Consider the following 12,495-nt stretch of genomic DNA (forward strand, 5'->3'; position numbering starts at 1 on the left):
TATCTCTTAATATATTTTTAAATTTATTTTATTTATAAAAGGGAGTTTCGATATAAGGTATTAACTGTTAAACAGTATCTATTTACTAATAAATTATAAAAAAATATAATTATAGGAAAATAGAGAAGAATGTAGTATTCTTACAGAAAGAAAATGAATTATCATTTGTATAATGTATAGAATTAAAATAAAATGATAAGTAAGGATAATAATGATAATTATATTCATAATCTTCAATAGGAGTGGTGAATTCGAATTATGGATAAACAAAATGAAAAAGAGAACTTACCTATAATAAAGAATAAAAGTGAAAATATAGATACATATGTAGAAAACATAAGAGATATGTTTCCATTCCTGCATGATAGTCGTTATGTAGATAAGGTGGAAGAAAAGATGGAGGTTGCAGAAAAAGAGGGAAAGAGTAAATATACGTATTTAAGTGATCTGGAAGTCATTTATCATTTCGTACATTTACAAAAAGATATGGATGAGAAGAAGAATAGAAAAGAGGATACGAAAAAGAGTTATGTTTCCGAAATCTTATCATTTTGTCAGTGCATGGTGCAGCATGCAGAGGAATTCGAATTGAATGGGGAAGAGGTACAGCAAAATGATTCGTTATTAAAAACATTAAAGCCTTGGCATATTCGTAAATATAATGCTTGGTTGAAGCAAGTAGAGAACGGGAGAAATGGAGATACGTACGCAGCCGCAACACTTGCAAAAAAATCAGTACTTATACGTTCTTTCCTAAAACATCTTCATGTATTTGCTTATATTGAAAGACCTCTTCATGAAGAACTGCAGCGCGCGAATGTAAATGAACAGGATCGGCCAAATCGAGACCTATCCTATGATGAAGTGATGAAAATTTTAGGGTTTTATAAAGAACAAGGGCATTTAGTAAACTATACAATTTTACTAGCTCTAGCAAGTACCGGCGCTAGAATTCAAGAGTTGTGCACCGCGAGAGTGAAAGACTTACATTATGACGGAAAGTATTGGTTAAAAGTCACGGGAAAAGGGGATAAAGTACGTGAACTTTTCATTCCTGAGCATTTATTCCAGTGTATTAGCGAAATGAGACGGAGAAGAGGGTTCCAAACGATATTGGATCGGGGAGATGAATGTCCTTTATTCGTAAATCAAAGAGGGAATTTATATAATTCGAAAACGTTATCAAATCAGGTAACAGACATGATAAAAAAGACAAATTTAGATTTCTTAAAGTATCGTGAAAATCCTGTAACGGCACATACATTCCGTCATGCATTTGCAATCATGGCAGTTGAACAAGGAAATGCGGATCTATATCATTTAATGCAAACACTAGGTCACGAAAATATCCAAACAACAAAAATCTATTTAGAAAAGCATATGAAAAGAAAGAATAATGTGGGGGCTTCATTTGCGGATATGTTGATGTAAGGTTTTAATATATGAACCTAATTTTATTATGTGGTTTTTATATGATTAACAAGGGTGTTATTCGTATGAAAAAACAATAAGTAAGTGATTCTATTGATAAAAAAATATATTCAATCAAAAGTACTTTTGTAGTTAAGCTTAGTGACAGCTTGTAAATTAGGAGCTACACTTGGAATAGATACCATTAGCACGTGCGATTGGTTCTGTCAGTGGAGAGAGCCAATCCCTCAATGATTAATAGTTGAAGCAAACGGACTTTTAGAATTAGGTATTTTCCTAATTAATTTCATTGCTATTTCCTATTTTGGGAGTGGGAGTCTTACTGTTTAATTTAAAGTTTAGGAAAATAAAAGAGCGTGTTTAAAGTAGGAAAACAGGCTTTAAGAGCTTAAATAAGAATTAAAAGTATGAATGTGTTTTTGGATGAAGAGGTGGGGGAATTGGGATATTTAATTTTAGCATTTGTGTTTGCAGTTAGCGTATATTTCCTAATTTTTGATAATCCTTATATAACTATATTCATTATATTTTTCATCATGGTAGGGAAGTCATTGTATGACAACAGAAAGAACAGAGAATAATCAGAGATACAGAGAGAGTATGTGAGTAAAATAGTGAAATATTGATACATTTTAATCATAAAGTAGGTGATGTTCGAAAATGATTTTTGAAAATGTTAGTACGATGGGTGCGCTTGTTTTTCTATTTTTGATGATTTATCTTGCGACGGATCCTAAAGATGTAAGTTTGCTTACAATCCCAGCTTACTTCGGTGGAATGTGGGTCACTAATTGGCTTACTGAAAATGGATTTCAAGGTACCTTTATGTATATGAGTTGGATAGCAATCTACGTCATTTTAATGTTTTACCTTATATTCGCTTCGATTCGTCTAGGCATACGTAACATAAAATATATTAAAGAGAAAATAAGAAAACGTAGAGCTATAAAAAAATAACGTAAAGAGAGACCGTCCTCAAGGGCGGTTTTATTGACATACTGAAGTACAATGTAGATTATTTAACATTTGAGGAGGGTTAATTATAGAATACTCAAGAATCTATAAATTAAGAAACGGCCAAGAAAAATCAATAAAGGTAGAGTCCTGGCGTTCATTTAGAGAAGAAATGAATGTATTAGGAATTCAGGATTCAGATATTTTTCAAGTTCAGTTAGTTGAATATGGGAAAGAGAAAACGAAAAAGAATTCTCCTAAAAATTCTAGAAGAAAATAGTCTACTTACGCATAAATATCATAATTAAGCACATGTTATATACAAATATAGTGGAGGTGCAATTATGAATATTCAAAGACACGAAAGTAAAAGTAATACAAATGAAATTCTTATTTCTGCTGCTGCAAGCGCTATTGAGCAAATGAAGTATGAAATTGCCCGTGAATTAGGAGTTACACTTGGACCTGATACATCATCACGTGCAAATGGCTCTGTCGGTGGAGAAATTACAAAACGCTTAGTTCGAATGGCTGAAGAGCAATTATCAGGACAACACAGATTACATTAAGTCAAAATAAAAGGAAAAATGTTACATAAAACGGATTATTTTTCCTTTTATTTGCACTGAATCCGAAAATTAGTTTTTATAACTTAAAAATGACCTCCCAGATTCCTTTATAAGAGGTTTTATTCAACGAGGGAATACAATAAGAGCTAATTTTAAGAAAAATCATTACAAGTGGATTAAGGGCTGTTTAACATTTTCTTATTATATTTTATTGTTTTTTTAATAGTTTATTAAAAACTTATAATTAGTGAAGTCATCGCTTTAATTTACCATTGATATTGATCGATAAATAGGGGGCACCATTTCCTACACCGTAGCCTTTAGAAAAAAGAAACAACCTTTTACTATAATTGACGTTGTATGAGCTTAGCTTGATAGCGATGTGGTGCTACCCCTTTATGGAAGATACACATCTATTTTACGTTTATGAAGACCTCGTTTTGAGTTCTTTCTTAGATTTAGTTTTGATTTAAAAGTATGTTGTTTGATACACTTCTTGCAAACTACTGGATTGTTTGGCATACCATAGCATCCACACTCGTAACTGCTACAACACACTTCAGGTTTATAGTCTTTTTCTACTACCGTAAGGTCTTGACAGATATCATATAACCAACCCTTTGTATCTTTTGTCTTTCTCCATCTTTGTTTCACCAAAACTCTATTTTCATTATTTTCCATTTTAGGAGGATTCTGTTGTATTAGCTTGATAGCGATGTGGTGGTACCCCTATTAGATTATGATAGTCGATATGCTTCCTATAGCCCAGAAAAGAACTAAAAACTCTAGTTAAATCCAAAGTACTTTTTCTCAGATTTTTGAAATTCTTTTATTAAAGGGGTACCGCCACATGCCCATCAAGCTAAGGGGGACAAGAGGGTATATGTGAATGTGTTTTTTGAAATTTTTACGACTACACTAAAGGTGTGCATAACAAATAAACCTATTAAATAGGTGTTTTTAAAAATATTATGCAACTTGGAAACCTTGTGACAACGTACAATCATACACAACACCTAAGATATCAAAGACTGTTTTCTTTTCATACCGGTGAGATTTTCGTCCGTTTTTTTCTAACTGGTAAAACAAACGCAATAAAATTTTTAATAATTCATGGATGCCCTTCTTTAGTCCCTCATAAAACAATAGATAATAATTCTTTATCATATAGATGGATTTGTATTCACTCAGCTCTTTCTTTTTCTTATCTAAGAGTAACTGACGCATTTTGAACATCGTCGATGAACAGAGTAAAATACTAATGAGTTGCCCATATAAATGGCATTCTAAGCGTTCTTTCTTAATTTCTTTGCACCTGTCAATTTTAAAAAAAGATTTCCATGTTTTGAACAAAATTTCAATTTGCCAGCGTAATGAATACAAGTCATGGATATGTTCCGTTGGAACATTTTCTGTAGAAAGATTCGTAATATACACGTTGATCCCACTCAACCGTTTACTTCGTTCTTTGTAGGTAATACCTTTCTTTTTTTCTTTTTTGGCTTGTTCCTTCAACCTTTTCTCTGTTTGTTCTTTTGTTAATCGATGAATAATAACACGAGCTGGTAATTTTTGATACTGTCCAATGTATGCCTCTGAAATCTCCATTGTTTGACCAGGGGACAATTGATTCATGATTTCTTCCATATCTAACTGAATATAGAGTGACCCTTTCTTCAGGGTCCCATTTCGAAAATACTCTGGCCTATCATTCTTACGATAGATTCGAGAATTTAATTTCAAACGTGAGATATAGTAAGCTCCTTTATCATGGATATTCTGTAAATCATGTAAGTCAAAATAGCCTAAATCTCTTATATACAAGTTTTTTGGTCGAATGGTTTGTAGGCTTGTTGAACCAAAGGCTTTATCATTTTCTCTTCCTTCTCCTACATAAACGTGCAGGAACTTCCCACTCAATAAGTCATACTCTAATTGAATTTTGACTCCTGCCGTATGGCTACTTCCACCCGAACCTTGATAATGTGAAGAAAATATATCTGGAAGCTGAAATGTTGTAGAATCTAGAATCCGAATGTGCTTAAAGGTCGTGGTGTATTGATGAATTATTTCTTGTGTTGAATGAATTCTTTGAGTTAGAAGTTTAGCTAGAACTTGTTCAAGAAACTGTACTGCGGAAGCATTAAATCGTTGGTTAAGCCCTTCAGGGCTGATAAGAACACCTGTAGATACTTCAAGACAGCTACATAATTGTGTGAGTGATGTACTTGCAACCTGTTGGCTAAGCCATACACATAAAGCAACTAATTCCTTTGCTTGATATTTACTCTTTCGATGAACGAATCCTATTTCTTTAGCTAAGTGCTCTAGAACATGGGGAGACATATATTGTTGTAATTCTTCAGCAATCGGTTGAAGTTCGTCAAGAATCGGAAGATCCATAAAAAAACGCCATCCTTTCCTATAATTCTACAAAAAGGATAACGTCTTTTTTTCTTTATGAATAGTGCAAAACCTTAGCTTGATAACGATGTGGCGGTACCCCATGCAAATTAATTTAAGAATTCAGGATTTTCCTAAAATGAAAAAATGAGGTTTTTTGTCACAAGTCAGCACAAAATTTCGTTTGGTTATTTGTTTTTTGGGGTTGATGAAGACGTGTTGCTACTCCTGTAAAGGTAGTACCAAGTAACTAATAAATTATGCCTGTTTTATATAATTTTCGCAAATCACTTTGACTCATTAATTGTTATCATTATAAAATAATATAAGGATATATTTTACTAGCAGTTATATGTTTTGGTATATCCTTTTTGTAATTATAAGAAAGAAATTTAAGTTAAGACTGAAACAATAAGTTAGGAAAACTAAACTACGCAGCAGACAATGCAAAAACTCATGAAGGTCTGTCTATTGTTGAAGAAAAGAATTACTAAGAGAAAAAGGGGATAAGTTTAAAATGAATATTAATAAATCATTTAAGGGTATCGCAATAGCAGGGTTAAGTGTTAGTTTCATGCTAGTAGGTTGCACATTAAATACATATGGACTTACACAGTCAGAGTATAGAAAAGTAGATAAGTATTATGATGCAGATAAAATGGTATCTGACCTAAAGAAATTACACTATAGTGATGAACAGATTGAAAATCAACTAAGAAACGCCTTGTCTAGAATTGAGTATGAAAAGGGAAGTAAGGAAGACGAATCAAGTAGTAAAGAAAGTAAATCAAATGTATCAGACACAGAAGGTGAAAACAAGGTAAAATTATCTGAAGAAGATTACCCTTATCGTTTGACTGAACTACACTTAGAATTCCAGTATCATTTTAAAAAATTAGAAAAGAAAACTGATGAATTATTTACAAAAGAGGGTGTCTACATAGGTGAGATAGATTCCTTAATTAGTCACATTAGTTTGGACATAAACCGTTTTGAAAAAATCAAACCACCTAAAAAGTATGAAGACTACCAATTTTTAATACAAGAAGGGGTAGAAGAGATTAGAAAACACCTAATAAAAATAGAAGATGCAGTTAGACAGTATGATGCCCGTAAGTATGATGGTGAATATGATAAGGATAAAGCAAAAGAAAGCATACAAAACGGTATGTTTGGGATAGATGATGGTGTTTCTAAATGGGAGACAGTATTTAATGGGATAAACGAGAAATACCCTGATGTAGAGCAAAAGGTAAAGGAAGAGAACCAGAAACATGCGAAAGAGGGTCATCGTGAGGAAGATTTAAACGACAAAGTTAGTGGTTCAGAAGTTGATAAATACAAAGCAGCCATCGTAGAAAATACAAATAAGATGGATGAAGTTATGAGAATGATACAAAATATAGGGCATTCAGATATAAAGGATTATGAGTCAAAGAAAAGTGAAATCCAATTGAGTTTGGATATGGCAAAAATACACGTAAGAGACATCAAATACCTTGAGGCACCTAAAGGGTTAGAAGTTGAACAAAAAAAGATAAAGCAGGCAATGGATAATTACTGGAATGCTCTGCAATTACTCTCAGATGCATTAGAAGAACAAAATGATAATAAGTTGGAACAGGCAGAAAACAAAGCAGAACAGGCAATGAAACTATTTAAAAAAGCAACTGAGAGTATTAAAAGTAAAACGAACTAATCATGAAAATGGGCATATGGCGGTAGCCCTATTGCAAATTAACAAATAAAAAAGATAAGATCTGAGATTAGGATTTTATCTTTTCACAAAGAGAAATATTTTGCAAAATATCTTATTATTCAATTTCTTGTTTCCTCTAATGCTTTTCTTCTTGGTTAAACATCTATTGCGTCATACGCAAATATGTACACTTGATTAGCCAATAGTTTCCTTATACGTTATATAGGCTAAAATAACGGAAAGGTTTACTCTGATAAAATCCAAATGACTACAAATATTCCTGTAACCGCCGCAGCTCCAAAAAATCCTAACAACATTTTCCCATAAGTACCAGTAACAACTTCTTTTAAATCTGCTTTTGCCTTTTTCTTGTCTTCTCCTGTTGAAAAGAGATAACTAATAAAATGTACGACTAGTGAAACTAATGCCGCGATTATTTCTATCATTACTTATGTACCTCCCTAATATATGCGAACTATTAATTAGCCAATAATTGTCTTATACATTATATCAGCTAGGGTACATGCAAATATAACAAATTATTTGCATAACTTATTTTTAAAATGGATATATTAAAAAATATACCTAATAATTCCTTGGCGTACGAAATTCTTGTTATGTTGGCAGGACCCCATCGCTATCAAGCCAAGAAAATATAACTACCCCCAGAACAATATTTTATGCTAATTTGTAATAAAAAAGCTCATTTTTTCGTTTTGGGGCTGATTTGTATTCTTAAGTTGATGGGCATGGGGTACCGCCAGCATTTCGGAAAAAAACCACGCTAAGAGAATTTATCTAAAAAAAGAGCCGAAATTTCCCCCGCTAAGAGTAAATCGGCTCTTTCTTATTTAAAGGGCGTAAAGATTGTAAACTTGTTGAATGTAATCCCTCAAACTTATATTCTCCTAAGAAATTGATGTGTTCCCAACCTAAAGGCCATATATACGGCATTAAATCTTCTCGAAATTCGCCTGTAAGTTTTAATTCTTCTACGGCTTTTTCCATATAGACCGTATTCCATACACTTATCGCATTAATAATAATGTTAAGTGCACTGGCCCGTTGCAATTGATCTTGAAGGGCTCTTTCTCTAAACTCTCCACTCTTTCCGAAAAATATAGCCCTGGCTAAGGCATTTGTGGCTTCACCTTTGTTTAAGCCTTTTTGTATTTTTCTCCTCACTGATTTACTTGAAATATAATCTAAGGTAAAAATCGTTTTTTCTATTCGCCCCATTTCACCAAGGGCGGTTGCTAATTTATTTTGTCTTGCATAAGATCCAAGTTTCCCCATTATAAGTGAGCTAGATACTTTACCTGTTCTTACGGAGTATGCTAACCGTAAAACATCATTGTAATTTTCTTGAATTACCTTTAAATTAATTTTACCTTTTAATAGTGCCTGAACATTTGGATGTTCAGGCACACCATTAATAGTAAAAAGTTTCGTATCCATTAAGTCACGAATACGTGGTGCAAAGCGGAAGCCTAGAAGATGTGTTAATCCGAAAACTTGATCTGTATATCCGGCGGTATCGGTATAATGTTCTTCAATCATGAGGTCTGTTTCATGATGAAGTAAACCATCAAGGACGTATAGTGCATCTCGGGCATTTGTATTAATTACTTTTAAATAAAAGGAAGCAAATTGATCACTTATAAATCTATAGATAGTTGCTCCTCTTCCGGTTCCATAATGCGGTTTTGAATCAGCATGTAAAGAGCGAACGCCAATAGGTACCCGCATTCCATCTGAGGACGATGTATTACCGTCTCCCCAATATGTTGCTAATTGTCGCCTGTGTTGAAAGTTAACTAGAACAGACTGCGCTCGAACCATAGCATCATCATACATTCTCCATTGTGAAGTGTTTGCCATTTGTCTATAAGAGATTCCAGGAGTAGCCTCTGCCATTTTTGTAAGACCAATATTTGTTCCCATTGCCATCAGAGTTGCTAATACTATATTCTTCTCTTCTTGATCAGGAGATTTGTTCGTTGAAGCATGAATAAATTGCTCATGAAATCCAGTCCAGCTGGCTACTTCTAATAGTAAATCTGTGAGCTTGATTCTTGGTAACATATTATGTAGGCGGATACTAAATACTTTTGCTTCTTCTGGAGTCCCTTTATCTAATCTCTCCATATATAGCTTTCCTTGGCTGATATCAACACCTTCTAATTTTTCACTGTTTTTTGATAACCAGTCCAAACGTTCGTTTAGTGAAGTAATCCTTTCTGTTAAGTACTCCTCGACCGTTAAAGGAACTGCCAAGTAATTTTCCGCATTTACTATGTTTCTCCAATCCTCTTCAGATATTAAGTAATCATCAAATGCCTTATGCTGTCTACTTCCTGAAACAAATATATCTCCTGATCTTATGTAATTTCGCAACTCTGTTAATGCTGCAAGTTCGTAATAATGTCGATTAACATTCCCTTCGTCGTCATACACATGTTTTTGCCAACGATTTGATACAAAATTCAAAGGTGCACTCATCGGTACTTTTCGCTTTCCGTTTATGTTTAAATTATGTATAGTATGAAGCGCTTGAAGTACTGGTTCTGCCGATTTAGTTGCTCCAAACTGGAGGACCCTTAATAGGGTAGGCGCATACCGTCTGATATAGGAATATCTAGTCTCCAATAAATCTAAATAATCATAACTTATAGGTCTTGATAACTGTTTGGCTTCCTCAACCGATTCCACCATTTTATCCCACGGCATAACGTCATCTAGAGCTGTAAAAGCATCTTTTCCTACCTCTTTCGCTTCAATAAGTGCTCCACATATCTTGATAAATTGTACAAGTTTTTCATTTAGTTTTTTACCATTTACTTTTTGCATCTCATCTTGTTATTTTTTTCCTTTTAGTTGAAGATTCATCATGATACGATCGTGTATTTCAATTGCATAATCGATTAAATCTTGTGTGATTTCCAGCATAAAAGCAACTAAAATACTGTATCTTCTTACTTCATCAAACCTTCTAAAGGCATATGGTTCATATTTTGATCCTAATCTTGCAAGCTGCCGAAGGCGGTTGGAATTAATCTTGCTTGTATCAACTATAAGCCCTATATCTTTTACATATTCAAATCGCTCCACAACCTTGAGAAAAGACTCTGGTGATGGTTGAGAGGGCAGTAGTTTTAACCAAGCCAATGGCGAAATTCCATTGTTTGTGGGTAGAAGTAAAGCATCTATTTTTTTCTTTTGCTCAGATGTTAAGTCGTCATACAAAATACTGTATACCTTTTGATCTGCTTGCTGTTTGGCTTCCCAAACTATATTTTCAATTACATACATGGCAGGAAGAATAACTTTTGATTTCCGTAACATGGACAGTGCTATTTCAATTAAATGAAGTGAATTGCTGTTTTCCATAGCTTGTTGTGTAAGATGTTTCAATAGATTCTCTTCATGTTTAGAAGAAAAGTTACTGTACTCATACTCTTCACGAATTTCACTAAGATGCTCCCATAATGTGTTGCTACGATTGGCATATTTAGAAAACTCTTCTGCAGGAATCTGTAGCTGTCTTGCGATATGCTTGATTACGGACATAGGAATATCTTTATACTCAGTTAAAGCCCATCCAGGATAACGAATTAATGCCAGTTGAAGAGCGAAACCTAAACGATTATATCCTCTACGATGCTTAAATATTAAATGTAAGTCATGTTTAGAAAATGTATGAAATGTTACCAAATCCCATTCTGTTAAACGTGATAAATCCATTAACTCATTTCGTTGTGCCTCCGACAGTAATTGTTTAACTCCCATTCTTTCCTTTTTCCTCTCTTTAAGAATTTATTTTTATTTTTTAGTTTAAATCTTTTAAAGTTATGGAGAACAATGTTGAATGTACGGTTAATCCTTTAATTACTTGTTGAAATATTTTTGGAGATACTATAGGGGAATATAAAAAGAGTCAAGTTATTTTAAACATTAATTTTTTTATTTTAAAATAGTCTATATTATAGCTGTATCTTACTGCTAATTATAGCACTTAATCCAAGATAATTTAATTAGCGCATATACATATGTAAAGTCATTTATTTAGAGTGAAATTCATAAAAAAGGAGCCCTATACTCTTTGGGCTCTCTCATAAATTCTTATTCAATATTAATCTTTTACAGCTAATCTTGTATGTTTAAAGTATTAATTGTTTTTAAACTGCAGTAGATATAAATACAGAGTATACAGCGCTTTGAGTAATTCCTAGAGTAATAAACAGTGAGATAGCATCTGTTCTTGCGACTGGATTACCAGGTATTGTACTATTCCAGGTAACAGTTGCAGGTGCCACTACTGGATTTGGATTGAATACCCTTACAGGTTGCGTTCCTTTTTTATTCAAATACGCTATTATTTTGATGTGTATTTAGCTCTTTCTGCTATTACACGTTTCCGAAATTTTAGAGAATATTTACAGCTGTAATTTTGCAAGTTGAAATAGCAAACCTAACGATTGTAGTTGGATTTATAGGTAAAGTACCTAGCACTATACCAAGTCCTGTTTGTTCCACGTTAAAATCTGCTGCAGTAGAGCCAGTACTTGCTAAAAGATTCACTGTAGAACCAATAAGCGTATCTAGTAATTCCCTAATTGGTCGTTCACGACAATCACATTCGCATCCTAAATCTACAGGTGGAAGTAATGTTATAGATGGTCCTGGAGGTAAAAATCCTACTCCTGTTACATCAGAAATATTAACTACAAAGGATGTTGAACCATCTGTAACTGTAACTAAAAAATCATTTACGGAAGTAATAGTAAATAAAAAGAAAAGAGGGGGGACGTTTGGCGCGTCTGCAATAGTGCCAAGAAGCACAGTTTCCCCAATAAGTTGTTGTAAAACATTTTGCATAGGTAAAACACAGCAATCACAAAGACAACCTTCAGTTTCTCCAGTAGGCCCCGTAATTCCAGTGGGACCTGTAAAGCCAGTAGGGCCTGTAACTCCAGTAGGACCTGTAACTCCAGTAGGACCTGTAACTCCAGTAGGACCTGTAATTCCAGTGGGACCTGTAACGCCAGTAGGGCCTGTAATTCCAGTAGATCCTGTAACCCCAGTAGGGCCTGTAACTCCAGTGGGACCTGTAACTCCAGTGGGACCTGTAACGCCAGTAGGGCCTGTAATTCCAGTGGGACCTGTAACGCCAGTGGGACCTGTAACTCCAGTAGGACCTGTAACTCCAGTAGGACCTGTAATTCCAGTGGGACCTGTAACGCCAGTAGGGCCTGTAATTCCAGTGGGACCTGTTGGTAATGTGAATGATGGAATTGTTGGCAATGTAGGACCTATAAGGGGTCACCATATCAAAAAAAGAAAATTGTACGTTTAGACACAATTTAGACATAAATTAACCGGTTACCTGTACGTTAAGGAACCGGTTTTTACTTTTATATTTGAGAAAGATGTGCATTA

General features: G+C 34.0%; 10 protein-coding genes and 1 pseudogene. 5 read left to right on the forward strand and 6 right to left on the reverse strand.

What is annotated here, in order from left to right; genetic code table 11:
* Positions 1–258: 258 nt before the first annotated feature.
* From MKY38_RS27520 to MKY38_RS27535, 4 genes are all read left to right on the forward strand, one after another.
* Positions 259–1,431: a tyrosine-type recombinase/integrase gene (locus tag MKY38_RS27520; protein WP_341050695.1), complete on the forward strand. Its 1,173-nt coding sequence runs from the start codon at positions 259–261 to the stop codon at positions 1,429–1,431.
* 660 nt (positions 1,432–2,091) lie between these two features.
* The gene (locus MKY38_RS27525) at positions 2,092–2,388 is read left to right on the forward strand and encodes a hypothetical protein (protein ID WP_086397469.1); all 297 of its coding nucleotides are present in this window, start codon (positions 2,092–2,094) and stop codon (positions 2,386–2,388) included.
* An 82-nt stretch (positions 2,389–2,470) separates the two neighbouring features.
* Entirely contained in the window at positions 2,471–2,665 is a 195-nt protein-coding gene (locus MKY38_RS27530) for a hypothetical protein (protein ID WP_341050811.1), read from the forward strand.
* Between the two features lie 64 nt (positions 2,666–2,729).
* Complete coding sequence (locus tag MKY38_RS27535; RefSeq protein WP_341050700.1) at positions 2,730–2,954, forward strand: alpha/beta-type small acid-soluble spore protein; 225 nt, start codon at positions 2,730–2,732, stop codon at positions 2,952–2,954.
* Between the two features lie 396 nt (positions 2,955–3,350).
* Here the strand turns inward: MKY38_RS27535 and MKY38_RS27540 are convergent, their stop codons facing one another.
* Positions 3,351–3,635 carry a hypothetical protein gene (locus tag MKY38_RS27540; RefSeq protein WP_341050703.1) on the reverse strand — a complete coding sequence of 95 codons (285 nt, stop codon included), beginning with the start codon at positions 3,633–3,635 and terminating at the stop codon, positions 3,351–3,353.
* Positions 3,636–3,923: 288 nt separating this feature from the next.
* Positions 3,924–5,357, reverse strand: coding sequence for an IS4 family transposase (locus MKY38_RS27545; RefSeq protein ID WP_000365467.1), 1,434 nt, complete (start codon positions 5,355–5,357; stop codon positions 3,924–3,926).
* Positions 5,358–5,874: 517 nt separating this feature from the next.
* On the opposite strand from MKY38_RS27545, the gene MKY38_RS27550 reads away from it, so the two are divergent.
* Positions 5,875–7,056 (forward strand): DUF7018 domain-containing (lipo)protein, encoded by a 1,182-nt coding sequence (locus tag MKY38_RS27550; protein WP_341050707.1) that lies wholly within the window; start codon positions 5,875–5,877, stop codon positions 7,054–7,056.
* A gap of 245 nt (positions 7,057–7,301) precedes the next feature.
* Here MKY38_RS27550 and MKY38_RS27555 read toward each other — a convergent pair whose 3' ends face one another.
* The 4 genes and pseudogenes from MKY38_RS27555 to MKY38_RS27570 form a co-directional block, all read right to left on the reverse strand.
* Positions 7,302–7,502 (reverse strand): hypothetical protein, encoded by a 201-nt coding sequence (locus MKY38_RS27555; protein ID WP_000569755.1) that lies wholly within the window; start codon positions 7,500–7,502, stop codon positions 7,302–7,304.
* Between the two features lie 379 nt (positions 7,503–7,881).
* Positions 7,882–10,845 (reverse strand): annotated as a pseudogene (locus MKY38_RS27560) (Tn3 family transposase).
* 389 nt (positions 10,846–11,234) lie between these two features.
* Complete coding sequence (locus tag MKY38_RS27565) at positions 11,235–11,372, reverse strand: hypothetical protein (RefSeq protein ID WP_341050820.1); 138 nt, start codon at positions 11,370–11,372, stop codon at positions 11,235–11,237.
* Between the two features lie 109 nt (positions 11,373–11,481).
* Entirely contained in the window at positions 11,482–12,372 is an 891-nt protein-coding gene (locus MKY38_RS27570) for an exosporium leader peptide-containing protein (RefSeq protein ID WP_341050814.1), read from the reverse strand.
* Positions 12,373–12,495 lie beyond the last annotated feature (123 nt).

Origin of the sequence: Bacillus sp. FSL R5-0585, assembly GCF_038004545.1 — a bacterium.
Taxonomy (GTDB): domain Bacteria; phylum Bacillota; class Bacilli; order Bacillales; family Bacillaceae_G; genus Bacillus_A; species Bacillus_A cereus.

Bases quoted from the DNA above. Each gene is read 5' to 3' on its own strand.
- MKY38_RS27555 (WP_000569755.1), bottom strand. From the start codon at position 7,502: ATGATAGAAATAATCGCGGCATTAGTTTCACTAGTCGTACATTTTATT.
- MKY38_RS27525 (WP_086397469.1), top strand. From the start codon at position 2,092: ATGATTTTTGAAAATGTTAGTACGATGGGTGCGCTTGTTTTTCTATTT.
- MKY38_RS27540 (WP_341050703.1), bottom strand. From the start codon at position 3,635: ATGGAAAATAATGAAAATAGAGTTTTGGTGAAACAAAGATGGAGAAAG.
- MKY38_RS27545 (WP_000365467.1), bottom strand. From the start codon at position 5,357: ATGGATCTTCCGATTCTTGACGAACTTCAACCGATTGCTGAAGAATTA.
- MKY38_RS27520 (WP_341050695.1), top strand. From the start codon at position 259: ATGGATAAACAAAATGAAAAAGAGAACTTACCTATAATAAAGAATAAA.
- MKY38_RS27535 (WP_341050700.1), top strand. From the start codon at position 2,730: ATGAATATTCAAAGACACGAAAGTAAAAGTAATACAAATGAAATTCTT.
- MKY38_RS27550 (WP_341050707.1), top strand. From the start codon at position 5,875: ATGAATATTAATAAATCATTTAAGGGTATCGCAATAGCAGGGTTAAGT.